This is a genomic window from Micromonospora noduli (genome assembly GCF_003264365.1).
In the GTDB taxonomy this organism is placed as follows: domain Bacteria; phylum Actinomycetota; class Actinomycetes; order Mycobacteriales; family Micromonosporaceae; genus Micromonospora; species Micromonospora noduli.
The window spans coordinates 240,710-264,906 of sequence record NZ_PYAK01000002.1 but is presented as its reverse complement, the minus strand read 5'-3'; the positions used below and the strand labels follow the sequence as shown (position 1 = coordinate 264,906).

Annotated in this window: 20 protein-coding genes; 11 read left to right on the top strand and 9 right to left on the bottom strand. The window is 71.4% G+C overall.

The features are described 5' to 3' along the window. Entirely contained in the window at nt 1–1,440 is a 1,440-nt protein-coding gene (locus tag GUI43_RS02615) for a dihydrolipoyl dehydrogenase family protein (RefSeq protein ID WP_112697891.1), read from the top strand. A gap of 124 nt (nt 1,441–1,564) precedes the next feature. Here GUI43_RS02615 and GUI43_RS02610 read toward each other — a convergent pair whose 3' ends face one another. Next, nucleotides 1,565–2,173: a TetR/AcrR family transcriptional regulator gene (locus GUI43_RS02610; protein WP_112697890.1), complete on the bottom strand. Its 609-nt coding sequence runs from the start codon at nt 2,171–2,173 to the stop codon at nt 1,565–1,567. A gap of 314 nt (nt 2,174–2,487) precedes the next feature. On the opposite strand from GUI43_RS02610, the gene GUI43_RS02605 reads away from it, so the two are divergent. The 3 genes from GUI43_RS02605 to GUI43_RS33690 all read left to right on the top strand — a co-directional run bounded on the left by GUI43_RS02605 (nt 2,488) and on the right by GUI43_RS33690 (nt 4,014). Then, nucleotides 2,488–3,261: an alpha/beta fold hydrolase gene (locus tag GUI43_RS02605; RefSeq protein WP_249037626.1), complete on the top strand. Its 774-nt coding sequence runs from the start codon at nt 2,488–2,490 to the stop codon at nt 3,259–3,261. A gap of 98 nt (nt 3,262–3,359) precedes the next feature. Continuing rightward, nucleotides 3,360–3,497, top strand: coding sequence for a hypothetical protein (locus GUI43_RS33695; RefSeq protein ID WP_170158655.1), 138 nt, complete (start codon nt 3,360–3,362; stop codon nt 3,495–3,497). A 73-nt stretch (nt 3,498–3,570) separates the two neighbouring features. Next, nucleotides 3,571–4,014 (top strand): hypothetical protein, encoded by a 444-nt coding sequence (locus GUI43_RS33690; protein ID WP_112697888.1) that lies wholly within the window; start codon nt 3,571–3,573, stop codon nt 4,012–4,014. Here the strand turns inward: GUI43_RS33690 and GUI43_RS02595 are convergent. Both GUI43_RS02595 and GUI43_RS02590 read right to left on the bottom strand, forming a co-directional pair. Beyond that, on the bottom strand, nt 3,996–4,703 hold the full coding sequence (locus tag GUI43_RS02595) for a Crp/Fnr family transcriptional regulator (protein ID WP_112697887.1): 708 nt from the start codon (nt 4,701–4,703) through the stop codon (nt 3,996–3,998). The two genes, GUI43_RS33690 and GUI43_RS02595, sit on opposite strands and share 19 nt — an antisense overlap. A gap of 503 nt (nt 4,704–5,206) precedes the next feature. Continuing rightward, nucleotides 5,207–6,184, bottom strand: a complete 978-nt coding sequence (locus tag GUI43_RS02590; RefSeq protein ID WP_211326630.1) for a hypothetical protein — start codon at nt 6,182–6,184, stop codon at nt 5,207–5,209. A gap of 619 nt (nt 6,185–6,803) precedes the next feature. On the opposite strand from GUI43_RS02590, the gene GUI43_RS02585 reads away from it, so the two are divergent. From GUI43_RS02585 to GUI43_RS02560, 7 genes are all read left to right on the top strand, one after another. Next, nucleotides 6,804–7,790, top strand: coding sequence for a hypothetical protein (locus GUI43_RS02585; RefSeq protein WP_112697886.1), 987 nt, complete (start codon nt 6,804–6,806; stop codon nt 7,788–7,790). A gap of 317 nt (nt 7,791–8,107) precedes the next feature. Next, nucleotides 8,108–8,863: a vWA domain-containing protein gene (locus GUI43_RS33685; protein ID WP_170158654.1), complete on the top strand. Its 756-nt coding sequence runs from the start codon at nt 8,108–8,110 to the stop codon at nt 8,861–8,863. Then, nucleotides 8,860–9,639, top strand: a complete 780-nt coding sequence (locus tag GUI43_RS33680; RefSeq protein WP_170158653.1) for a protein phosphatase 2C domain-containing protein — start codon at nt 8,860–8,862, stop codon at nt 9,637–9,639. Before GUI43_RS33685 ends, GUI43_RS33680 begins: the two co-directional genes overlap by 4 nt. Then, nucleotides 9,636–10,682, top strand: coding sequence for a hypothetical protein (locus tag GUI43_RS02575; RefSeq protein ID WP_112602683.1), 1,047 nt, complete (start codon nt 9,636–9,638; stop codon nt 10,680–10,682). Before GUI43_RS33680 ends, GUI43_RS02575 begins: the two co-directional genes overlap by 4 nt. Next, nucleotides 10,679–11,335, top strand: a complete 657-nt coding sequence (locus tag GUI43_RS02570; RefSeq protein ID WP_112697885.1) for a 4Fe-4S single cluster domain-containing protein — start codon at nt 10,679–10,681, stop codon at nt 11,333–11,335. Before GUI43_RS02575 ends, GUI43_RS02570 begins: the two co-directional genes overlap by 4 nt. After that, nucleotides 11,335–12,558, top strand: coding sequence for a hypothetical protein (locus tag GUI43_RS02565; RefSeq protein ID WP_112697884.1), 1,224 nt, complete (start codon nt 11,335–11,337; stop codon nt 12,556–12,558). The genes GUI43_RS02570 and GUI43_RS02565 overlap by 1 nt, the downstream gene beginning before the upstream one ends. Then, complete coding sequence (locus GUI43_RS02560; RefSeq protein WP_112697883.1) at nt 12,555–14,432, top strand: AAA family ATPase; 1,878 nt, start codon at nt 12,555–12,557, stop codon at nt 14,430–14,432. Before GUI43_RS02565 ends, GUI43_RS02560 begins: the two co-directional genes overlap by 4 nt. 2 nt (nt 14,433–14,434) lie before the next feature. Here GUI43_RS02560 and GUI43_RS02555 read toward each other — a convergent pair whose 3' ends face one another. From GUI43_RS02555 to GUI43_RS02530, 6 genes are read right to left on the bottom strand one after another with little or no spacing between them, the layout of a single operon-like run. Further along, entirely contained in the window at nt 14,435–14,707 is a 273-nt protein-coding gene (locus GUI43_RS02555; protein WP_146763050.1) for a hypothetical protein, read from the bottom strand. Beyond that, entirely contained in the window at nt 14,700–16,259 is a 1,560-nt protein-coding gene (locus tag GUI43_RS02550; RefSeq protein WP_112697881.1) for a TRAFAC clade GTPase domain-containing protein, read from the bottom strand. Before GUI43_RS02550 ends, GUI43_RS02555 begins: the two co-directional genes overlap by 8 nt. A 3-nt stretch (nt 16,260–16,262) precedes the next feature. Then, on the bottom strand, nt 16,263–18,665 hold the full coding sequence (locus GUI43_RS02545) for a GTPase-associated protein 1-related protein (RefSeq protein WP_112697879.1): 2,403 nt from the start codon (nt 18,663–18,665) through the stop codon (nt 16,263–16,265). Then, complete coding sequence (locus tag GUI43_RS02540; protein WP_112602668.1) at nt 18,662–19,855, bottom strand: zinc ribbon domain-containing protein; 1,194 nt, start codon at nt 19,853–19,855, stop codon at nt 18,662–18,664. Before GUI43_RS02540 ends, GUI43_RS02545 begins: the two co-directional genes overlap by 4 nt. A 1-nt stretch (nt 19,856) precedes the next feature. Then, a complete protein-coding gene (locus tag GUI43_RS02535; protein ID WP_112697877.1) occupies nt 19,857–22,517 on the bottom strand; it encodes a SaeA-related protein in 2,661 nt (886 codons plus the stop codon). A gap of 5 nt (nt 22,518–22,522) precedes the next feature. Beyond that, nucleotides 22,523–24,193, bottom strand: a complete 1,671-nt coding sequence (locus GUI43_RS02530; protein ID WP_112602664.1) for an Hsp70 family protein — start codon at nt 24,191–24,193, stop codon at nt 22,523–22,525. Nucleotides 24,194–24,197 lie beyond the last annotated feature (4 nt).

The window sequence follows — 24,197 nt, the reverse complement described above, 5'->3', positions numbered from 1 at the left end:
GTGCAGAACGCCACGTACGACGTCGTTGTCATCGGCGCGGGGCCGGTGGGGGAGAACGTCGCCGACCGCGTCGTGCAGGGCGGCCTGACCGCCGCGATCGTCGAACGGGAACTGGTGGGTGGCGAGTGCTCGTACTGGGCCTGCATGCCGACCAAGGCGTTGCTGCGCAGCCAGGCCGCGCTCCGAGCGGCTCGTCAGCTGCCCGGTGCGCGCGCGGCGGTGACCGGCGAGCTGGACGCGGCGGCCGTGCTGCGCCGCCGGGACACCGTCGCCTCGCACTGGAAGGACGACGGCCAGGTGTCCTGGCTCGACTCTGCGGGGATCGCCCTGTACCGGGGCCAGGGGCGGATCAGCTCCGACCGGATCGTCGAGGTGACCGGGGCGGACGGCGCCACCACCTCGCTCACCGCCCGACACGCGGTCGTCATCGCGACCGGAAGTAGCGCACTGGTGCCGGACATCGCCGGTCTGCGCGAGGCGGCACCGTGGACCAGCCGCGAGGCAGCCGCCGCCAGTGACGTTCCCGGTCGGCTCGCCATCATCGGTGGTGGCGTGGTGGCCACGGAGATGGCGACCGCGTACGCCGGCCTCGGATCAGCGGTGACGGTGCTCGTGCGCGACGGAGTGCTCAATCAGGCGGAGCCGTTCGTCGGCGAGCGGGTCACGCAGTCCCTGCGGGAAGCTGGCGTGTCAGTCCAACTCGGTGCCGAGGCCACGTCGGTGAGCCGCGACGGCGACGGCACTGTGCACGTCACGCTCACCGACGGCGACCAGGTCGAGGCCGACGAAATCCTCGTCGCGATCGGCCGTACGCCGAACACGCACGACGTCGGCCTCGACCGGATCGGCCTGAAGCCGGGCGCCTGGCTCACTGTCGACGACACCCTGCGGGTGGTCGATGATGCCGGCGCGTTGATCGGCGACGGATGGCTGTACGCGGCCGGGGACGTCAACCGGCGTGTGCTCCTGACCCACCAGGGCAAGTACCAGGCTCGCGCGGTGGGCGACGTGATCGTGGCGCGGGCCACTGGCGAAGCGGCAGACGACCGCCCGTGGGGTCGGCACGTCGCCACCGCCGACGAGCGCGCCGTGCCGCAGGTCGTCTTCACCGACCCGGAGATCGCGTCGGTAGGGCTGACCGCAGCCGCCGCCGAGGCCGCCGGGCTGCGGATCCGGGTCGTCGACTACGACCTGGCCGCCGTCGCCGGGGCCGCGCTGCACGCCGACGGCTACCAGGGGCACGCCCGGATGGTCGTGGACGAGGACCGACGGGTCATCGTCGGCCTCACCCTCGTCGGCCCGGACGTCGCGGAATTGATCCACGCCGCGACGATCGCCATCGTCGGCGAGGTCCCACTGGATCGGCTGTGGCACGCCGTGCCCGCGTACCCGACCGTCAGCGAGGTCTGGCTGCGCCTGCTCGAGGCATACGGCCGCTGATCTGAGCCGTGCGGTCGTCCGCGCCGTCGCCTGCGAGCGAGGGCGGGCTCAACCGGTGGTAGCAACATCGAGGAGCTGGGTCATCCCCTCACCGGGGGTGGCCCAGCCCCAGGTCGTGCGGGGGCTAACGGGCCGACTCTGTCGACTGGCGCTCCGAGTTGATCCTGAGGAGTCCTTCGACACCGCGCAGGAAGGTCTCGGACACCAACGTGGGGTCGGAGAGGCATCCGGCCGCCATGGCGCCGTCCCGGAGCATGACGAAGTGGCGCGCTGCGGGGTCCGCCGTTCCTTCGTGGACCTGTGCCATGAGCGTGGTGATGGTGCCCAGGAACCATGCCCGGTGGGCGATGAGTTCTTGGTGCACGGGATGGTTCGTGTCGGGGTATTCCGCTGCGGCGTTCAGGAACGCGCACCCACGGAACCCGGGGGACTGGATGTTCTGAGCGATGGAATTGGCGATGGCCAGGAGCGGCTCGACCGGCGAGAGGTTGGCGGCGAGGGCCTCGTCGACCATGCCGCGCTCCAGCTGATGCACCTCACGCAGGTAGGCCAGGATGAGGTCGTCCTTGCTGGGGAAGTGCCGGTAGAAGGTAGCCCTGGTCACCTTCGCCTCGGCGATGATCCGGTCGACGCCGACGGCGTGAATGCCCTCCGCGTAGAAGATCCTGGTCGCCGTGCGCAGAAGCTTGAGACGTGCCTCAGACGGTCGGGCATTGGGTTCGTCGCTCGCCATCCAACCATCTTAGCGACAGAACGTTCGGTCTGATCTGTGCCTGCGGTATTGGCGCGGCGCCCAGTGTGGGACAGCGACGGCAGCTCATCTCGTGTCCGGGTCGGATGCCAACCAAGCGTTTGGCGAGGCACCCCGTTCTTCGATCTCGCTGACAGTGGGCTCATCAATGCTGGATTCTGGATGCGGCAACCCCATCGGAGCCAGGATCGCGCGGGCTGATTCGCGATGCCGGGGAAATGCTCCGTCGACCGTCCTCGTCGGTCCGGCCTGCATACCGCAGGCAGCGGTGGCGAGCCCCTCGAAAGGAACTCCAGATGAGCCCTGCTCCTGACATGTCCGCGCAGGAGATGCCGACAGTTGTGCTGGTCCACGGGGCATTCGCCGGCTCGTCGAGTTGGAACGGGGTGATTGCCAACCTCAAACGTCAGGGGTACCCGGTCATTGCCGTCGCCAACCCGCTGCGCGGTGTGCAGAAGGACGCCGCTTACGTGCGGGCTCTCCTGGACAGCTTGCCCGGACCGGTCGTGATGGCCGCCCATTCCTACGGCGGGCTGGTCATGACCGAGGCCGCGGCTGGTGCCTCCAACGTCAAGGCCCTGGTGTACGTGGCCAGCGTGAGCCCGGACGTAGGCGAAAGCGTCATCGGGTTGCTCACCAAGTACCCCGGAAGTCAGCTCGCCACCAGCATCACAATGGTGCCGATCCCCTCCGACGACGGCGGCACGACCATGGACCAGTACATCCTGCAGGACAAGTACCCCGAGGTGTTCGCCGCCGACGTCGACCCCGGCACCGCCGAAATCATGGCGGCAACGCAGCGGCCCGCGTCCGCCAGCGCCCAGGAGGAGGGCGTTACCAAGGCCGCCTGGAAGACAATCCCCTCCTGGACCCTGATCACCACCCAGGACCAGGGCATTCCGCCGGACCTACAGCGCTTCCTGGCCGACAGGGCGGGGTCCACGACAGTGGAGATCGCCGCTTCGCACGCGGTGGCAGTCTCGCAACCCGGCCCGGTCGCAGACCTCATCGGCACCGCCGCCCGCGCCACCGCACGCTCGATGCAGATGTCCAAGAGTCGTCGGGGTTGACCAGGCTTGCCGAAGCGGCGGTCCGGTTCATTCCACCGCTGTCGGTGCCGAGCAGAATCGTGCCCAAGCCGAGCGTCCGAAGCTGCGAGGATGCTTCGGTGAGTCAGACAGCGGAATGGGACCGCGTGGTCGAGGGCGCTCGTGTTCATTTCATGGCCGGCCAGGACGACGAGCCGGAGACTGCCGACAAATCGATGCGCACCTGTGCCTTGCTGAGTCCCGCGCGCCGGACCTGACTCGCCCCCACGCCGCCACCTCTCCGCGCGGCTCGGCCGACCTCGTCAGAAGCCGGGCGTCGCCGACCGGATCATGGCCGCCGTCAACGCCAACGAACCGTCCGCGCCGGGTCGCACCGGTCGGTATTCCGGGCATGGCGAGCGGGCGCTGCGGTACCTGCACCATGCGCTGGAGAACCTGAACAACCGTCCCGAATCGTTCGCGTCCCTGCGGTCCGCGGCGGTGTACTACCACCACACGGAACTGCTGGCCCACGTCTGGTTCAGAGAGATGGGGGTGCCGTACCCCGGAGGCGAACGCCCGCACCACGAGCCTGACACCTTGGATCCTTCTACAGCTGAGCAACGTCCGGCCGGCTCTGGTGGTGATCCAACGTCACAGGGCTTCGGCGCTCCGCGTGGCGAGGGCATGGGCCGGGCCACCGCCGGAACATCGATGGTATGTGAGGACAGCCAAGATCGTGCGGTGGCCGCCCGGCACTGGCTGATCGGCCGGCGTCACCGCGGCTCGCCGTGAGCGGCGACGGCGCGGAGACCGGCCAGGTCGAGCACCGCGATGCGCCGGTACCCGGTGCGGATCAGCCGCTTGGCGCGCAACGTGCGCAGCGCCCGCTGGGTGGTGTCCGTCGCCGCGCCGACCAGGGTGGCGAGCTCCGCGTGGCTCAACTCGACCCCGATGACGAGTTCGTCGTCGTTGGTCCACCCGCAGCTCGCCGCGATCTCGGCCAGCACCCGGGCCAGCCGTACGTGCACCGGAAAGGCGGCGAACTCGGCCCGGCGATCGTTCGCCCACCGCAGGCGCTGGCCGACCGTCGCGGTGACCTGCGCGGCGACGGCGGAGCGACGTTCGAGGAAGCGGAGGAAATCCACCTGCCGGATGACGGTGCAGACGACCTCCCCGCAGGTGGTCACGGTCGCGGAGCGACCCTGACCGCTGATCGCCGCGAACTCCCCGACGAGATCGCCAGGCAGGCGGATCGCCAGCAGCCGGTCGGCGCCATCCGCGCTCGTCGTGATCTTCACAAAGCCGCGCCGGATCACCTCGACGTGGGTGTCCCGAGCTCCTTCGGTCAGCAGGCGGCGGCCGGGCGACACCGTACGGGTCACGCCGAGGGCCAGCAGGTCTCTGCGGTCGGCGGGAGCGATCCGGTCCAGGAACGATCCTTCCGCCCACACCGCGTCGACGTCCAGCGGTACGGCAGCCATGACCGGGCCTCCTCGGGGGTGGGGCCGGACGAGATCCCGTCCTTCCCCGGAATACCGCTCACCGGGCCGGGATGCAATACCCGCAGAGGACCGGTTCCGTTACCTGCCGAGGGGAGTTGACGTGGAATCCCATCAATGACAGTCGTACCACGGCCCCGCGTCATGAATCGGTGGCCTACCGGGCGCGCGCCCGGTAGGCCACCGATCCGTCCGTCTGTCCGTCAGATGTTTGACAGATGACCCGCAGGGCGGTGCGGCACGGATCGGAGGGATATGGCTACCTGCGACCCGTCGACCGAGCGCCTTCGGGCGGTGGTGGAGCCATGAGCGAGCCGCCGGCGGCCGGGGAACCGCCGCCCGGAGGGCTGTCGCCGGAGCAACGCAAGCGCCTGCGACGGCTCTTCGAGCGGGAGTTCGGCGAGGCGTGGCGAGCCGCCGTCGCGGCCGGAGCCGACTCGGCCGCCCTCGCGGAAGCCACTGCGCACCGGGTACGGAAAATGTTGTCACTTGCTGCCGTCGGCGACGATACGGAGCACCTCGTCGACGATCCGCCGAACGGTCCGGTCATCGGCGAGCAGGACTGACAACCGTTCCTCCGCCGCCGGCCCACCGTCCGGCGTACGGTCCATCTGCTCGCTTCCAGTGCCAGCACCGAAGACGACACCGAGCACCTCCACCACCGCGTGGGCCGGGTCCGCGCCAGCGCGAAGACGACGGCTGATCAGCTCCACCGCGGCGGCGGCAAGATCGGCGAGGTGGGCCTCGTCGCGCTCGTGCGAGCCGATCACGACCAACGGCCGGAGGCCGGCCGCCCCGTCGGCGGAGACGGCGAGCGCGGGGGCGTACTTGCGGCCGAGCGGCCGCTCCACGTAATCCGCGTACCACCGGGGCCGCCGCCGCATCGCGGCGAGCACCCGCTCGATCTCCATGGACAGCATCGGGTTGCCGGTCAGGTCCCCGGTGGCGACCTCCCGTCGGAGCGCCCAGCTGTCCAGCGGCCACAGCTGCGTCCCGGCGGTCGTGGGCACACCGACCCAGGTGAGGATCTGCACGGCCAGTTCGGTCAGCCAGGGGTCACCGCCGAGTTCCGCAGCGAGCCAGGCCGGAACCCGGGGCCGTTGCAACGCGCCCCGTTGACCGCGCCGACGGCGGTGACCATCCACAGTGGCCGCGGTGAGTCGGGCCGAGGACCACCGCTCGACGTCGACGATCGGCACCTTGGCGTTGGTCAACAAGTCGGACACGACGGCCTCGACGTCGTCGTGGTGTCGGTCGAGGCAGTCGTCGGCAAGCTGCTCTACCGAGTTCGCGCAGAGCCAGTGCCCCCGTCGGCGCTCCACGGGGCGGGTCACCCGGGCGAAGACGATCGGCCAGACGATCGCGTACGCGGCTCCGCTGAGCCGGGCGCGGACCTCGGGCGTCGCGGACGCGACCACGTTCGCCAACTCGCCGCGGCGGGCCAGGTCACGCAGGTCGTCCACGGCGATACGGGCGCAAGACTCCCGTGGCGTGCACGTTGCCTGCCACGGCTTCGTAACCTCGACGGCCTCATCCGAAGGGCGCCGCACGGTCGGATCATCCACTTTCGTCATCACGCCCCCTCCCGGAATGCGGAATGCGGCACGTCGTCTGCGATCTGCAAATTGCGCCCGAGAACTTCCGGCGCTTGCCAACAACAATGTGGTGGGTGGGCCGGGAAGGCGAGCCCTCACTCGTCGAAGAAGCGGATCGTCGTACATCGCTGACGAATCCGCCGAGTCGTGTCGGCCCTCCCGTCGACCCAGGCACGTCCGTCAGGGCGACCGACGCCCGTTCGCGACCCGGCCGAACGGCGGCTCGGCACCCGGTTCGAAATGTGCTATGACCATCCATTGTCTTCACCCGCATGACGGGGATCGATCCCTTGTTCTCTGAGGCGGCGACGTGACGCGTCCATCCTCGTGCGCAGGGGGCATCGATACTGGCCAGAAGATGTCCCTTTCCCTGGCCAGATAATGGTCGTGGGCGGGATACTCAGCGCACTACAGGACCACGTGCCCGCTGGAATGCCGGTAGCCTCCGCACGGTCCTGACGGACCATTCAGAGAAGAGGAGAGGGCCGTGCGTCCCGGCAACGACACCCATACCTCCGACCAGCTCCGACAGGAATTGCTGGACCTCCGCCGGGGTCCGGGCCTGCAGAGCAGCCCGCTGCACCGACGGCTGGGGCCGCAGCTGGCCGACCTCTGCGGCGTCTCGCCGGCCGAGCCGGAATCGGCGGTACGAGCGAAGGTGCGCGCCACCCTGCTCGCCCTCTCCGCCGACCTGCCCGGTGACCTGCGCCGGGCCGTCGTTCTCGCGTACGCCCTCGATCCCGTTCACGACTATCTCCGGCTGGACCGCCGCACCGACCAACTCGCCCGTGAGTTGTCGGTCCAGCAGCGCACGGCCCGTCGCCGGATCGACGAGGCAGTCGCCCGGCTGGTCCGCGCCGCCGTACCGGAAATCCCCACCGACCCGACCGACGCGGGCCCCGGCTGGCACCTGTGCGCGATGAATGCGCTGCTCCGGCTCGACACGTTGACACCGGAGCTCTACGAGGCGCGCAGCGTCGTGGCCATCCGCCCGATCGACGAGCTGACCGTGCAGTTCAGCTTGCCGCGCCAACCCAACGACGATGCCCGGGAGCACGGCGTGCACGCCGACGTGCTGTTCGGCGCACGGATCCGCGAACTGACCCGGCACAACTCGGGCCAGTACCTCCGGCTCACCCTCGCCCTGCCGAGGACGCTGGAACCGGGCGAACGACACGACCTCTGCCTGCACTACCGGCTCCCCGAGGGGCAACCGATGCGGGAGCACTACGTCTTTCAGCCGCTGGCGCCGTGCGCGCACTGCACCGTCCGGCTGCGGTTCCCGACCGACGGTGGGCCGGCGACAGCCTGGCGGCTCAACGGCGTCCCGCCCCGCGCGGTCGACGAACGGACACCGGGTCCGGACCGGCTGCGACCCGACGCCGTCGGCGAGGTGACGTCGGCGTTCGACGGGTTGCAGCAGGGCTACGCGTACGGGATCGCGTGGACCTTCGCCGATGCTTCGCACACCTGAAGCCCGCAGCCGCGTCCGGTGCGCCGCGGCTGTCGTTTCGACGGCGGTCCGTCAGATCAGAACGTGGCGAGTTTTTCCGCTCGGCTTCGCGCCGGCAGGTTCTGGGGCTGGCACCTCGTCCGGCGTTCTCCGCCGAGACCCGGTCCGGAGCTGGGCACTGTGCATGCGACGTTGCAGCCGCGAGGGCTGGTCGAGACCGACGGGGTCATCGTCGCGGCCTGGTGGGTAGGCGACGGGCCACCGCCGGCGGCCGGCACCCGCGTCCGTCGGCGGCCAGACCCGGGCGGGCGCTGGCTGGCGGAGGCGGAGGTTGGACCATGAACCCCTTTGCGCTGTTCGAGGAGGACAGCGACGGGCCCGACGAAATCCCCTTCATCACCGACACCCACCGGCGTCGCTTCGTGGCGCTCCTGATCGACACCTCCTGGTCGATGGCGGCCACCCAGAGCAACGGCGTACGCGCGATCGACGCGCTCAACCGGGAACTGGCGCGGTGGTTGCCCAGCGTACGTGCGGAAGGGCGCGGACCACTCCGGGACGTCGAGTTCCTGGTGATCACTTTCGGCGCGGGCGGGGTAGGCGTGGTCTCCGGCAACGGGACCCCGTCGGCCGAGGACGACGGCGCATTCGTACCGGCATCGCGGCTGGAACTGCCGACCCTGGTCGCGGGGGGCGCCTCGCCGATGGTGGCGGCGGTGGACCTGGCCCTCACCCTCGTCGAGCAGCGCCGCCAGCACGTCCAGGCGGTGCACGCCCAACAGACCGGTGGGCCTCGGCTGATCCTGGTCAGCGACGGCGCGCCGACCGACGAGGAGGGCAACCCCACCGACGACTGGCGGCCTCTCGCCCGGCGGTTGGAGCAGTGGCGGTCGACGCGGCGGATGCAGCTGTTCGCGTTCGGCGTGCCCGGGGTGGACGACGAGGTGATGCGGGCCCTCGCCACCCCGAGCGGCTACTTCCCGCTGGACGACCTCGACCTGCGGAAGCTGCTCGACCTGATCCTGGTGGCCACCTCCGACCACGTCGACTTCGAGCGGGTGCGCAGCCAGGTGTACGGAGGCGACCTCCGGTGACAGCGCGATGGTCGGTCCTGGGCGGCAGCGCCGCGGGTGGAGCGCACGTCCGGGCCGGGATCAGCGGCCAGGACGCGTACGCGGTCCACGAGGTCGACGGCACGCTGCTGCTGGTCACGGCCGACGGTGCGGGCAGCCGCCGCTGCGCCGGAACCGGCGCGTCCCTGGTCGTCACCCTGGCAGTGCAGCTGCTCGTCCCGCTCCTCGGCGACCAGCCACCGACCTCCGCCGCCGCCTGGTCCGGGTGGCTCGACCTGGTGGGAGAGCGGCTGTTCCGCCGGTTCCGCCGTGCGGCGCGAGCGCTGGCCCGAGCCGTCGGTGGGATCGAGCCGGACGACCTGGCCACCACCGTGACCGTCGTGGTCGCCCGCCCGCCGTGGGTCGCCGTACTCGCCGTGGGCGACGGCCTCGTGGTGGTCCGGGCCGCCGGCGGCCACCTCGACCTGCTGCTCGCCCCGCCCGGCGGCGCCGACCGGCAGCCCGGCGCGACGACGCTACTGCCCAACGCCCGTGCCGGAGAGCAGGCGCGTCGGCTCGTCGCCCGACTGCCCGATCTCACCGGGCTCGCCGTATGCACCGACGGTCTCGACAGCCTCCTCGTCGAGTACGACGGCAGCCGACCCTGCCAACCGGGCGCGGCGGTCTTCGCGCAGCTGTTCACGCTCGTCGATGGTGCCGAGACCGACCCGTCGACGCTCGTCCGGCTGCTCAACGGTCGGCGGGTCAGCAGCCTCACCGACGACGACCGAACCCTCCTGCTGGCGGTGCCCCGATGAGCCTCGACGTGTGGCTGACCGGCCCGCAGGGCCAGCAGACGGCCGACACCCTCGACACGCCGGTCGGCTCGGTGGGGTCGCAGGGGCAGGTCTTTCGGCTACGGCTGCGGCCGGACACCGTGGTGAAGGTCCTGCACCGCGCGGACCCGGAGGAGTTGGCCGCCCGTACCCGGGTCATGCTCGCCGAACCGACCGGCTGGACCGTGCGCTCGGGGCGGCCCGTGGTGGCCTGGCCGAGCGCCGCCGTGCACCGGCGTGACGACGGGCGGCTTCTCGGCTACGCCGCACCGCTGCTCGCGCCGCCCCGGTTCGCGCCGCTGCCGCTGCTGTTCAACCCCGCCGTCCGGGCCCGGATGCTGCCCGGCGCCACCTGGGCCTGGTGGCTGACCCTGGCGGAAGACCTGGCCCGGCTCGTCCAGTCTGTGCACGCGCGTGGGCACCTGATCGGTGACCTGGCGCCTGCCAACATATTCGTCTCCGCCGGCGGCGGCGTCTGCCTCATCGACGTCGACGGTTGGCAGTTGCACGACCGGACGACCGGGAAGGACCTGCCGTGCCCGTTCTCGCGTCCGGAGTACACCGCGCCCGAGGACCTCGGACGTTCGGGCCAGCGGCGGGAGGCGGCAAGTGACAACTGGGCGCTGGCGGTGCTGACCGCCCAACTGGCCTGCCTCGGCTTCCATCCCTACGGAGGTGTACGGCCAGGGGCGACCGGTCCGGTCGAGGAGGTCGACAACGTCCGGCTCCGCTGTTGCCGGCTGCTCGGGGCGGACGTCCGGTCACCGGTCAGCGCGGTACCGCCGCAGGCGCTGCCGGCCGTGCTGCTTCGCCGGCTCACCGAGGCCCTCGACGTCGGGTACGACGCGCCGACCGCGCGGCCCGGCCCGCAGTCCTGGGCCGCCGTGCTGGCGTACCTGCGGAACCAGCTCGTCGGCTGTTCCACAAGCCCGACCCACGTGTTTTCGCGCGAGCACCGCGACTGCCCCTGGTGCCGGATGGTGGCAGCTGGCGCACCCGATCCGTTTCCGGGGAGCGGACGATGACCACGACCATCGAGATCAGCCGGGTCGCCGACCGGACCGCCGTGCTCGGGCCAGGTCTGCGCGCGGTGATCTGGGTACGGGGATGTCCCTTGCGCTGTCCTGGCTGCGTCGCGCCGGAAGACCTGCCCTTCGTCGGAGGGGTCACCCGCACCATCGACGACCTGGCCGGCTGGCTCGGCGGTCTGCCGTCCGACATCACCGGGCTGACCCTCTCTGGCGGCGAGCCGATGGCCCAGGCGGCCGGGCTCAGCGCGCTCGTCGAGCGGATTCGCGCCGACCGCGACTGGTCGGTGATGTCGTTCACCGGGTGGACCGTGGAGCACCTGCGCCGGCAGCAAGACGCCGATCAGATCCGGCTGCTGGGCCAGCTCGACATCCTGGTGGACGGCCCGTACGTGGCCGCCCGCCACGCCGACCTGCTCTGGCGCGGCTCGACGAACCAACGGCTGCACTTCCTCACCGACCGGCACGCGCCGTCGGTGCAGGACACGTCCGCAGGCATCGAGCTGCAGCTGGCTGAGGACGGCGTCCAGTGGGTCGGGGTCCCTCCGGTGCCCGACTTCCGTGCCGGGTTCGAGACCGCCATGCGGGCTCAGGGCGTCGAGATCGCGCCGTTCACGCCCACCAACCCCACCGACGAGGGAGGCCGATAATGTCCGGCAGTCCGAAGTACACGACCGTCGCGTTCGACGTCGCCCGCCGTGAACAGTTGGCGGCCGCCCGGCGGCGGCGCGAGGAGGACCGCCGGCGGCGGCGGGAGGAGCACCGCCAGCGACGTCTCTCCGCCGGTATCCGGGCCGCCGAGGCACGCCGTGACGCGCTGACCGCGCGAATGGGCGAGCTGGTGGGCATGTCGCGTGGGTTGCCCCAGCATGCCCAGGTGACTGCGGCGACCGACCAGGTCGTCGGCCTGCGCCGCCCCAGCGACGAGGCCGGGCTGAGCCGAATCGGGCGGGAGTTGAGGGGTGCCGAACGACGTGCCGATGAACTCACCGTCGCGGTGTCCCGGGAACTGACCCGGCAGGAGCAGAGCCGGGCGGTGGAACTGGCCGTCGCGCCGCTGCGCGGGCTTACCGACGGGGCACAGTTCGACCCGGTGGGACACCGGACCATCGCGGCGCTGCTGGACGACACCAGGCGGCGCGCGGGGGACGCGCGTGGCTTCTCCGACCTGCACCAACGGCTCGGCGAGGCGGTCGGCGCACACCTGGAGACGGTCCGCGACCGGCAGGCGCACCTGCTGCGCCTGGCCACGGAGACCGACGAGCTCTCCGCCCAGCTGGTCGACGTGCTGGCCGACGCGGCGGCGGCGGGCCTCGCGGTGGCCGAGGAATCCGCGCTGCGCGCCGAGCTGACCGGTCTGCGCCAGGAGGCGGCCGGCGGCCACGTCGACCGGTGGGAGCGGCGCGTCGCCGGCCTGCGCGACCGGGTCGAGGCAGTGACCGCGGCGACTGACAACCGACTCGACCAGCTCGACCGGATGGCCCTGATCGTGGAGGCAGCCAGCGCCGCGCTGCCGGCAGCCGGCCTGCGGGTCGTGCCGGACAGCCTGGCGGAGCGCGCCGACGCCGTTGTCTTCGTCGCCGAACGCGCCGACGGCTCACCCGTGGAGATGACCGTCTACGCGGGGGACGCCGACGGCAACCGGTTGGAGTACCGCACCGCTGGCTCCGACATCGTCGTGGAGAACGCGGTCGGCGGGGCGATTTCCCGCTGTGACCTGACCGAGGAACTGCTCGAACGCTTCCACGCCGAGCTCGCCGACCAGGGGGTGGCGACCGACGGCCTGCACTGGGAGGGCAAACCCGGCCAGCCCCGGCCACCGGCTGTGGAGGCGTTGCGCCGGCCGGCGCACGACGACCGGAGCCGATCGTGACCGGCGCGCCGCCGGGTCGGCCCACCGCACCACCGGCGGCGGCCTGGTTGGAACGGGTCACCGCCGAAATCGCCAGGGGCCGGCACGTCGTCATCCACGGCAATGTGCGCGACCTGGTGCGCTGGGACCGCTCGTTCCACCCGCTGCGCACCGCCGTCTCCGGCCTGCTGTCGATCTTCGGCTACCAGCTGACCGGCTACTTCGATCCGGTCGACGGGCTCAGCTTCGGCAACGCGGACGACCAGCGGGAGTTCCACCGACTGCTGGTGGGTCCGAACGTCGGCCGGCCCGCCGCAGGCGATCCGCCCGCCGGCGCCGACCGGGCCGGAACGGTGCGGAGCCGGCTCTCCACCGTGCTGCGGGACGCGCCCACGCCGGCTCTGACCAACCCGTACGACGCGCTGGCGGCGATCCGGCGGGTGCTCCGGCAGGCCGGCACCTCGTCGGCGTTCCTCATCGACCAGGCCGACCTGATGCTCTCCCCGCCCGAGCGGGGCGGCGACGCCGAGCGACGGCTGCTCGGCACGATGGCCAAGGCGATGACCGAGGCGGCCCAGACCGGCAAGCTGCGTAATCTGCTCGTGCTGGTCGCGGACGACCTCGCAGCCCTGCCGGCCTGGCTCTACCGGGATCGCCCGTACGTCCAGGTGGTCGAGGCGGCCCTGCCGACCTTCGACGAGCGGCACGTCTACCTGCACCAGCAGGCCCGCCACTTCCACCAGGCGGCCACCGCCAGGAAGGCCCCGGAAGACCTGCGGGTGCTGGCCAACCTGAGCGAAGGCATGGCGATCAGCGAGCTGGACGGGCTGTGGCGGATGAGCAACCTGCAGGAGATCCCGCTCGACGAACCCCGGACGCTGATGAAGCGCACCCTGTTCGGCCCGCGCCAGGACCCGTGGCGCCGGGTTCGCGACCGGCTCGCCCGGTTCGGGCCGATGGCCGGTGAACGGGTCATCGGCCAGCCCGTCGCGGTCGATCGGGTCCGACGGGCGCTGACCTCGGCCACCGTCGGCATCGACTTCGTCGCCGACCCGCACAACGCCGAGTCCCGACCCAAGGGCATATTCTTCTTCGTCGGGCCGACCGGGGTGGGCAAGACGGAGCTGGCCCGGACGCTCAGCGAGTTCGTCTTCGACGACGAGACCGCACTGGCCCGCTTCGACATGTCCACCTTCGCCGAGGCGCACTCCGCGGAGCGGCTCACCGGGGCGCCACCCGGATATGTCGGCCACGAACGCGGGGGTGAACTGACCAACCGGGTGAGCCAGCGCCCGTTCAGCGTGCTGCTCTTCGACGAGATCGAGAAGGCGCACGCTTCGGTGTTCGACAAGTTCCTCCAGGTGCTCGACGATGGTCGGCTCACCGACGCGCTCGGCAACACGGCGTACTTCTCCGAGACCATCATCATCTTCACCTCGAACCTGGGCGCCGCCGAGACGTACGGTTGGCTCGACGGCGGTGAACTGCCCGACTACGAGAAGGTCAGCGCCCATTTCGAACGCGCCGTGCGCGACCACTTCACCACCACCCTGGGCCGGCCGGAGCTGCTCGGCCGCCTCGGCGGCGGCATCACAGTGTTTGACATCCTGCGGCCCGAGTTTGTCGATCAGATCGTCGGTAAGCTGCTCGCGCAGCTGGTCGCCAGCGCTCACCGTCAAGGGGTCCGACTGACCCTCGACGACCAGAGCGTCGTTGCCCGGGTGCAGGAGGTGATGCGCCGGCCAGAGGCGCTGCGGCTGGGGGTGCGCAGCATCCGTGACGTCCTGGACCGCCTGGTGCGAGAGCCCCTGGTCGAGCACGTCTTCGCCAGTCCCGGGCAGGTGGCGCTGCGACTGTCGGTGCAGCCGCACGGCACCGTGATCCGCGCCGGCTGAGTTCAGCCGGCCCGGCTCTTGGTCGGCTTGGGCTTGGGTTTCGGCTTGGCGGGAGTGGGCGACGGCGTGGGCGGGGGCGCCGGTGTGGCCCGGTCCCGCAGCGGCGCCAAGAAATACGCGACGACCTGCCCGGCCTGCTCCCAGGCTCCCCTGGTGTACCCGTCCGCGGCGGGCGATACGACACCGGCGGCCAGCGCGGCCAGCAGCGCGCCGAGGAGCACCAGCCTTGCCGCCCGGTGACCGGGCGGCAGCCCTCCCTGCCCCTGCTCAGCCAAGACCGCTCCACTCTCTGGTGAGGATCCAGTTCGCCGGCCCGAACCCGCCGTCCGGGCCCGCATCCCGCCCGGACACCAGGAAGTAGCGCACCTCCCGGAAGTCCCGTTCGACAGCCAACACGAGGTTGTTCAGCCCGTTCTCCCGCAACCAGGTTCGTACCGCGGCGGGATCGTCGGGACCAGCGGACATCTTCTCGAGCAGGTCCGCCTTGGACACCACGAAGGCGAGCCGCCGACGGCCGGTGGGGACGCCGAACTCCTGCAACCGCTGCACTGTCGCGTTGTAGGCGTCCTCCGGGTCGTAGGTCGCCGGGTTTGCGACCGCGAAGATCTCCGGCGCCCCATGAGCGAACTCGTCGCGCACCCGACGGACCGAGAACGGGTCGAGTACGTAGATCAGGGAACGCGCGTGGTCAAGGTACGCGAGCCGGGCATTCTGCTCGCGGTCGACCAGGTTCTCGCCGGCCGCGTCGAAGAGGTGCACCAGCGCCACCCGTGGCCCTCGGGCCAGCCGGAGGGTGACGGCCACCGGCGGGCCGGCCGCCTCGGTCTTGGCCGGCGATGCCCCCTCGCGCATCAGCCGCGCGTACACCTCGTGTTGTTGCCGGCTGTGCTCGTCCGGTAGGGCCACCGCGACGCCGACCCGCTTCGCGGACTGCTCCAGGCCCGCCAGGGCCGACATGATCAGCTGGGTCTTGCCCGCCGAGGCGGCCCCGAACACCGGCATCCGTACGTCGGTGACCACTCCGGCGCCCGGCAGCAGTGCTTTGGTGCAGCTGGGGCAGCAGGCCTCCAGTTGGTGGCTGAATGCCGCGCGCAGGACGGTGGTGGGCAGTAGGACGCCGCAACCGCAGCGCCGCCACAGCACGCCCAGCCGCCCGGGACGCAGATCCCGGTGCAGGTCCGCGCCGGTCAGCCGGTCGCCAGGCGGGTGCGGTCCACGGCAGCGGTACGCCGGGACCGCCGCGAGCTGATGGCAGCGCCGGCAGCTCGCCCGCGCGCCGAACACCGTCTGCCAGCCCGCGTCCAAGCCCCGCAGCAGCAGAACCACCGGTACGCCGACCAGCCAGGCGGCCGCCGAGACGCCGGCGGTTACCAACCCGGCGCCCAGCACGCCGGCCACCACGCCCACCGTCACCCCGGCCTGCGAGGCGAGGACCGGCATGTAGAACGGCCACCACCACCTCAGTCGGTGGGCGCGGGCCCACCGGTAGGGCCGGACCCAGACCGTACGGGTGATCAGCCGCACGCGTTCCACAAGCGCCCGGGCGTCGAGCAGCACCTGAGCGGCGAAGTACTGCGGCCAGGCCCAGTCCCGCCGGACGAATGCCGGCGCCACCCGGCCCGCCAGCGTGCCGCCGTGCACATCGTCAGGTGTGCGTACCCGAACCCAGGAGGCGCGTCCGACCAGCACGACACCGGCGACCCCGAGGACCACGGCGGCCCCCGCGACCAGGCCACCGAGCGCGGCGAGGTTGGCCAACGGCAGGGCGACGATGAACAGCAGACCGAGGCTGAGGGTGAAGTGCAGAAGACGCCCGAGGAGTCGCACGGCTCACCGGTCCCGGAACGGATGGGCGAGACGGTACCTGCGGCGACGACCGCTGTATTTGTCGGCGAGCCGCTGCCAACCCTTGCGCCAGTCACTGCTGTGCTGGGCGAAGTGCTGGCCGGCCCGTTCGAGCTGAACGTCCGGGGCCCGGGTCAGCCACCGCCCGAGCGCGTGTTCGAGGCGCGTGACCTGCTGCGCGGGGGGCGCGCCCGAGCCGGCGGTCAGGTAGTAGGCGAGCACCGCGGGTGCCTCCCCGTCCTCCGTCGTCAACGCGTCGACGAGCCGGTCGACGAAGGGGCCCAGCAGGGCCGGATGCCGGTCGAGGACACCGTCGAGGCTGAGCAGGGCCACCACCCGGCTCAGCGCCGTGACCACCTCGGCCTGCCGCATCTCCATCAACCGTGCGGGGCAGTCGCGCAGCTTGCGCAGCAGCACCGCACTGCGACCTCCGTGGGGCCGGTGCCGCAGTTCGGTGAGGGCGCCGGTCAGCTCCTCGTCCTCTGCCAGCGTCGCCGCGACCCGAGCCGTGGGGGTCATCAGGCCTGAGGCGACCAGCCGGTGGCAGAGATCGAAGAGATCCAGGTCCGCCACCGCCCCGCGGGTCACCCCGTCGGTGACCTTCAAGAAGACCCGGTCGGGCAGGCGGGCGCCCTTCGGAGCGAGGCCGAGCACCAGTTCCAGCTCCGCGCTCGTCGGCGCGGACTGGCTCCACAGCGCCCCCGCCACCCAGGAGAAGTCATCGGGATCGTGCCGGTACGCGGTCAGGTACCGTTCGATCACGGCGTCCCGCTCGTCGCCGTGCCGCACCGCCGCGCCGAGCACCGCCGCCGCCAACGGGTAGTCCAGCGTCTCCAGCCGGGGCAGCAGCGACCGCCACCAACCGTCGCCGACCTCCGCCCGGCCCCTCGGACCGAGCCGAGCGCGATCCTCCAGCACCGACATCAGCCGCTCCTCCAGCCGGTCGCGGCAGGCGAGCCCGGCGGGCCGCACATCCCGGGGGTGATCCGCCCAGTACCTGACGAACTCCTCGGCCGCCCCGGCGATGTCGGACCACCGCACGTCCACCTCGAACCGGGTCGCCACCCGCAGCAGCGCCTCGAACCGCCGCGGCGGGACACCGGAGGTGAGGGCTTCGGTGAGGAGCTGCCGTGCGTGGTCGCTGTGGTCGGGGTGCCACTCACCAACCGGCAGCGGGGGCAGCCGACGGTCGGTCACAGCGCCCCGGACGCGGGCGTCCGCCAGCTCGCTGATGATCAGGGCGAGTCGGACATCGGCCGCCCTGCCAGGCACGAGGCCATCACAGCCGACCTCGTCGAGCAGCACCAGCACCCGCTGCGGCCAGCGCTCGGGCGTCTCGGCGAAGAGGTCCGCCACGTCGGGGCCGTACGCGTGGCGCAGCCCCTCCGGCCCGGTGCGCAACCAGCCCACGATGGCCTCGGCGTGCCGGGGCTCGGGAATGCGGTGCAGGATGGCGGCCAGCCCGAGCGCGGCGGCGGACTCCTCGCGGCTGTCGTCGCCGGCCAGCCCGGACGCCGCCGCGACGCCCAGGGCGTCCACCACGTCCCGCGGGTCCTCGGTCAGGAAGAGGTCGACCCACCGGCGGGCCGACGCGGTCGGTTCGATCGGTGTGTGCTGGTGCCGGTGCAGGTCGAACACTGCGTAGCCGAGCGGGTTGTCGATCCGGCCGGCCGGGCCCGCGAACTCCGGCCGGACCGCGACGACCGGCAGGGCTGAGCGTGCCGGGTCGGTCGAGAAGATCTTGAAGCCCAACTCCAATGCCCGCTCGCGGGGCAGCAGGAGGGTGCCCGCGACGAGCCATCCCACGATCGAGGCGATGTCATCACCGACGAAGAGCACGCGCAAACGCCCGGGGCGACCGGCGTCGGCGAGCGCCGAGACCAGCGCCAGCAACGTCTCCCGTCCGCGTGGCTGGTCGAGGACGAAGGCCTGTGCATGCGTGGGGGAGTGGTCGCTCCCCACTCCGTCGCCAAGGCGTACCGGATCCGACTGTGTGGTCGGTGCCGGCGCGCTCGACCAGAACCTGGCCTGGAACAACTGCGCCGGACGCAGGTCGGCGTAACTGGCCGGATCGGTGGTGACGATGGCGTGGGTCAGTTGGTTGCCCTCCCGGGTGCCGTTGGCCTCCCGGCCGAGGTAGAGCCCGGTCGCCGTGGCCAGGATTCCGTTGGAGCTGATGTGCGCGAACGAGGGAGGGTACTGCTCGACCGGCCGCCGGTCGGCCATCCACCGCGACGGCGGCTCGTAGAGCAGGTGGTCCCGGACGAGTGTCTCCGCCGCTGCGGCGGAATCCGCCGACCGGGCCTGGAACTGCAGGCCGGCGTTGCCCTTCAACCCCTGCCCCTGATGGCAGTCGGTGTAGATCAACGTCTCGAAGCGACCGCTCATCGGGCCGCCTGGCGGCGTGGCACCACGTTGAACTCGCTGAGCAGCCACAGCAACGGCTCATCCACCCGGAACGGTTGGACCCCGCGCAGGTCGACCCTGTTCGCGTCATAGTCGGGCTCGGTGCCCAGGGAGGAGACAGCGAAGTAGCGGAAGTTTCGATAGTTGTGCATGAGGTGGGTGTCGATATCGTCGGCACCCCAGTCGTACAGCAGCGCCCGGACGTGCTCGTGGGTCTCCCGCCCGGCCTGCTCGTCGTAGTACGGACCAGACTGCGGGCGGCGGACCAGGGGATGGTCCGCGCCCAGCACGTCGAAGAAGGCGTCGATCTTCGCGAAGACCACCGCCACCGGGATGGAGATGTTCCTGCGGCCACCCAGGCGGTGGCTGATCCGCAGGTTCTCGGTCACCCGGTTGACCACGTCGATGGTGTTGGCGCTCGCGTCGATTGCCGATTCGGGGAGCCGGATCCGGTCCCGCGCCTGCGGGATCGCGAACGGATCGAGGATCAGGATGAGCGCGTCGGCAGCACCGAGGTAACCGAGGTTGTCGACCGTCTCCTGGTCGAGCAGGTCCTCGCCGGCGGTGTCGAAGAACGACAGGAAAGTCGTCTGGTAGCCCGTCACCCGCCGGGTCTGGCGCCAGGCGAACACAATTGGTTCACGCCGGCCGCCCGAAGCCTGCATCGTCTTCTGGTAGAGCCCACCGTCCGGGAACAGCTCGCCGGCCGGGTCGAGGAAGTCCGTGCCGCCGCCTGTCTCGGCCCGAAACTGACCATCGCCGGCCAGTCGCACGTCGGCACCGAACCGTTGCCCCATGCCGCGGCGTAGCTGGTGCGCCAGCACTTTGAGGTAGACGCTCTTACCGGTGTGTCGGGCACCAGCCATGGCGATCAGCGGGCTGCGACCCTCACCGAACGCCGCGGGCAGTCGGCTGTGGCAGTGCGGGCAGACCCGGACCGCTGACTCGCTTCCACAGTGCGGACAGGGGGCGGCGGCCACCGTGCGCAGGGTGCGTCGAGGCCCGGCGAACGACGGCAGCACCAGCTCCTTGATGCCGAGTTCCTGCTCGCGCGCCTCGTCCCACTGCGGCTTGCAGGGCTCCTTCCCCGGCGACCGCCGCCCGGTGCACCGGAACCACGGCCCGCGAGGGTCGATCTTCCCGTAGCAGTACGGGCAGGAGAGGGTCGTCATCTCAGGACACCTTCATTTCGTCGATGGGATCGGTGACTCGCGCGTCGGGCGGTCGGATCACGAAGCAGCGCAGCCAGTACGGCTTGGACAGCCCGGTGGGCAGCGTGAAGGGCAGCTGCCACGCAACGTCCGGGTGCAGCGAGAGTCCGGTCACCCGGCTCACGACCCTGCCCCGCTCCGGTCGGGCCGGCATCGCCACTCCGGACGCGGCCACCAGGAGCAGTTCCACTCCCTCGCACGGCTGGTCGACGTCGACGCTCAACAGTCGCTTGCGGCTGAACAGGCCGCCGTCCCGCCGGATCCGGTAGCCGAACGCGACGGGCACCCCGTCCACCGGCACTGACTCGACGGCGGAGTACGTCTCGCCGCCGGGGCCGCGCTCCACCGTCCGGACCGAGACCCGACCACCGGCGGGACCCACCCGCAGGCGACATCCCGACGCGGTGACCTGGCCACGGGTCAGCCGCCGTACCGTCGCCGAGCCCTGCGGCGGGGTGAAGGTGACCTCGGCCAGGTTGACCGAGGGTGGCCACACCCACGCCACTGTCACCTCGTCACCCGTGCGGCGGGCGATGAGCTGCTGGACCGGCTCGGTCACCCCGAGCGCGAGGGGTTCACCCACCACTGCGGTGTCCGTCGCCCGGTCCACGGTGAACGGGACGTACACAAACCGCCCACTTGGTACGGTCACCTCGAGCAGGGTTTCCGCCTCCTGCACGATCCGGTCGCTGACCAGCGCCTCGCCGTACCCTTCCATCTCCTCGCGTCGGATCCGGGCGCCTGGTGCCCAGGTGGGGCGCAGCTCGGACCGGCGGACCGACACTGTCCCGCCGGCCGGCGTGAGCCAGGCGAAGTGGGCCGTCGCGGTCTGGGCGTCGACCGCCGTCACGTGGGCGCGCAACCGCTCCACGTGCGACGGTGCGGCGTCCCGCAGGACGGCGCGCGCCACCACGAACGGCCCTTCGACCTCGGCGCCGTGCTCGTCCCGATAGACCGGGACGATGCCGTAGTAGCGGTCGGTGACGCCGTCCCCGGTGTCGTCCGACAGCCCGGCACGGCTCGCGGGCACCGGCTCTCCGTCCTCCGCGGAGGCTGGCGGCCGCCCGAGGGTGCGACGCACCCGGACGCCCTCCGCGGCCGGGTGCGCCCGCCAGGAACAGGACAACTCGTCGGGGCGGACGGACACCCGCACGCCCGTGACCGGCGGGACGATGCGCGTCGCCACGGTGGCCGGGCGCGACCAGTCCCCACCGACGCTGGCGAAAACGCCGTAGTGCAGGGACCGGGCGGGTGGCGCGGCCGGATCCGTCGCCTCGGCCAGCGTGCTCTCGCTGACCGTCTCGCCGTCAGCGGCCGAGCGAGGTGGCCGGTCGGACCGGACGACCCGGTAGCGCACCTCGGCAATCTGCCCAGGCGGGGCCGTCCAGGTCAGCCGAACGCCGGTTTCCATCGACCGTGCCGCCAGACCACGTGGGGGCGGCGGCGCGAGCGCGGCGAGCCGGTCGGCGAGGTCGTCGTCGTCCGCGGCGATCCGTAGCGCCGATCGGAGCAGCCGGGCGGCCTCCTCCTCGCGCTCCGACCGGGTGGCCTCGTCGGCGGCACGCCGCAGTGACTCGACCTCGCCCAGCAGGGTGTCGACCTGGCCGCGCAGCTCATCCCGGTGCGGGTCGTCCAGGGGCAGCACCGCGACGGCCTGCCGGGCCGCGAGCAAATGCCCGTCGGCGACCAGGTCACGGATCCGCCCCGCCGGCCCGGCGTCCTGGCCGGTGTCGAGCGGCAGGTTGGCCACCACCGAACGGGCGTCGGAGTGCTCCAGCCCGGTGTCGGTGGCGATGCGCACCAGCATTCCGTCGGCGAGCCCTCTGGCCCGCCCCGACCGGAGCCGGTCGACCACCTGGAACAGCGCCAACAGGCGCAGGTCAACACCGTCGGTGGCGGCCCGCTCCAGGAGGCCGAGGGCCTCCTTGCGGTTGCGCACCGCAGCGGCGTCGGCGAGCCGGTTCGCCTCCTGCGTCCGGGCTCGCACCGTGGCGACGTCGAGCGGCACCGCCTCCGCGCCGAGCAGCCGGAACGGCGCACCGTCGGGGTGCACCACCTGGACCACGGTGGGCGCGCCGAGCAGGTCCTGTAGCCGGAGTAGGGAACGGTAGGCGGTGCGCTCCATATCGGGCTCGGTCGGCAGCTCCACCGGATCGACCACGACCAGGCCGGCGCGCCGAACCGCCTGGTCGATCTGCTCGGCGTCCAGGCCCGGCCAGTGCCCGGCGATCTCCTTCAGCTGCGCCTGGGTGATCCGGCCGAGGGCGCCGTACGACTGGGCCAGGTCCCGGGCGAACCGTTCGGACTCCGCCCGCGCGCCGCGACCATGTTCCTCGATCCGTTCCCGCCACCACGACGGCTCGAACATGGACGTGCCGTGCTCGGCCCGCAGCTGCTCGTCCCGGCTGTGCAGCTGCGCGCAGACCCGGGCGGCGGAGTCGACGCCGCTGGAGCGCTGGTTCCACAGTCGACGAATTGCTGTCAGCTGCTCCCGCAGCTCGGCCGCGGACATCTCGGTGCTGACCGCGTAGTGCCGGGCGAGATCGGTGGGCGACAGGCCGCCCGGACGGTCCCGCAGTGGGCCGATCACCTCGCGTAGGTATGTGCGCTGGTCGAACGCCATCGTGGTCAGCCCCGCACCGTGATCCCCGCGACGATGTCCCGAAGGTCGTGCACTTCCTCCTCGGTGAGCAGACTGACCTGCACCTCGATCAGAAGCTTCTCGCCGCTGCTCGGCTCGACCGCGTGCAACGTCAGCTGACCGCCGTCGCTGACATCCATCGTGATGCTGATCGGTGAGTGCCGGGGCAGCGGGGGTAGTCCGCTGATCTGACCCTTGCCCTGGTCCACCGGCTTGTTCGCCGACAGTTCGGGGCTCTCCTCGGCGCCGGCCTGCTCGTGCAGCTCGATCTCGATCGCGGTCTGGCCCTCGACCACCGTGCGGGCACTCAGCTCTCGCTGCGTGATGGGTAGCGACTCGTTCGCGTGCACCAGGTGCTCGATGTAGTACTTGTCCGGCTGGGATGCCCAGTCGTCCGCCGTGGTGTCCTGGAGCTTGACCCCGAACGACTTCGGTAGCACCGTGACGATCCGCTTGTTGGCGCTGGCGGACAGGGCCTCCTCGTCCACCCCGGTCGCCAGCGCCAGCGCCTGGACCCGCTCACGCTTCTCCTCGGCGGTGGGTGCGGCACCCTCGCCGTCCCACGCCCAGACGGCGCGGCTGAGCGCGTAGCGGGCCGCGCCCTTCGCCACCGCGAGGTCCGGGTCGTGCAGACGTGGCGTCCAACCCCACTTCTCGGTCAGCTCCCTCGCCACGGCCGGCATCTTGCTGGAACCACCGACGAGCAGCACCTCGTCGATGGCGGCGGCCGGGTCGTCGACACCGAGCTTCTCGCCGAGTGTGCGCAGTGTCCGCTCGGTGTACACGATCGTCCGGTTGAGCAGATCGCCGGTGATCTCCTCGAACGTCTCCCGGCTGACCTCCACCGAGGCGGACGCGCCCGCGTAACGCATCGGCACCTTGCGCGACGTCACCGTCGACAGCTGTCGCTTGACCTCCTCGGCGGTCAGCGCGAGGTCCTGCATGAACTCCTCGTCCAGCGTCGGGTCCTCGGCCGGCTGCGCGCGGGCGACGAACTCGTCCACCAGGTACTGGACCAGACGGGCGTCCCAGTCGGTGCCGCCGAGCTGCTGGTCGCCGTCGGTGCAGAGCACCTCGACCGCGTCCACGCCGATGCGGATGACTGTGGTGTCAAAGGTGCCGCCACCGAGGTCGTAGACGAGCACCGTCCGGGCCGTGTCTTTGCCGAGGTCGTACTGGAGGGCGGCGGCGACCGGCTCCGGCACCACCTCGACGACGTCCAGGCCGGCGATCCGGCCGGCGTTGCGGGTGGCGTCGCGTTCCAGCAGACCGAAGTACGCGGGGACGGTGATCACGACTTTGCGGACCGGACGGTTGGTGTAGTACTCGGCGTCCTGCGCCAGCTGCTTGAGAATCAGCGCGGAGATCGACTCAGGGGTGTACGTCGTCCCGTCGAACTCCCACTGCGACTCCTTGCCCATGCTCCGCTTGACCCGCTCCACCACCCGGGACGGGTAGAGCCGGGACACGTTCTTGGCGGCCTCGCCGACCACCACCTCACCGGTGTCCTGCTCGAAGTAGACGACCGAGGGGGTGGTCTCGTTATTGGTGATGACGTTGCGGACGACGGCGGGCCGTCCGGTCTCGTCGACATACGACACGACCGAGTAGGTGGTACCCAGGTCGATTCCGTAGAAAGTCAGGTTCTCGTCCGACATCCTG

What these genes read in the sequence shown, in the direction of transcription:
- GUI43_RS02610 (WP_112697890.1), bottom strand. Translation starts at nt 2,173, where the DNA reads ATGGCGAGCGACGAACCCAATGCCCGACCGTCTGAGGCACGTCTCAAG.
- GUI43_RS02605 (WP_249037626.1), top strand. Translation starts at nt 2,488, where the DNA reads ATGAGCCCTGCTCCTGACATGTCCGCGCAGGAGATGCCGACAGTTGTG.
- GUI43_RS33690 (WP_112697888.1), top strand. Translation starts at nt 3,571, where the DNA reads ATGGCCGCCGTCAACGCCAACGAACCGTCCGCGCCGGGTCGCACCGGT.
- GUI43_RS02595 (WP_112697887.1), bottom strand. Translation starts at nt 4,703, where the DNA reads ATGGCTGCCGTACCGCTGGACGTCGACGCGGTGTGGGCGGAAGGATCG.
- GUI43_RS33685 (WP_170158654.1), top strand. Translation starts at nt 8,108, where the DNA reads ATGAACCCCTTTGCGCTGTTCGAGGAGGACAGCGACGGGCCCGACGAA.
- GUI43_RS02575 (WP_112602683.1), top strand. Translation starts at nt 9,636, where the DNA reads ATGAGCCTCGACGTGTGGCTGACCGGCCCGCAGGGCCAGCAGACGGCC.
- GUI43_RS02570 (WP_112697885.1), top strand. Translation starts at nt 10,679, where the DNA reads ATGACCACGACCATCGAGATCAGCCGGGTCGCCGACCGGACCGCCGTG.
- GUI43_RS02565 (WP_112697884.1), top strand. Translation starts at nt 11,335, where the DNA reads ATGTCCGGCAGTCCGAAGTACACGACCGTCGCGTTCGACGTCGCCCGC.
- GUI43_RS02545 (WP_112697879.1), bottom strand. Translation starts at nt 18,665, where the DNA reads ATGAGCGGTCGCTTCGAGACGTTGATCTACACCGACTGCCATCAGGGG.
- GUI43_RS02540 (WP_112602668.1), bottom strand. Translation starts at nt 19,855, where the DNA reads ATGACGACCCTCTCCTGCCCGTACTGCTACGGGAAGATCGACCCTCGC.
- GUI43_RS02535 (WP_112697877.1), bottom strand. Translation starts at nt 22,517, where the DNA reads ATGGCGTTCGACCAGCGCACATACCTACGCGAGGTGATCGGCCCACTG.
- GUI43_RS02530 (WP_112602664.1), bottom strand. Translation starts at nt 24,193, where the DNA reads ATGTCGGACGAGAACCTGACTTTCTACGGAATCGACCTGGGTACCACC.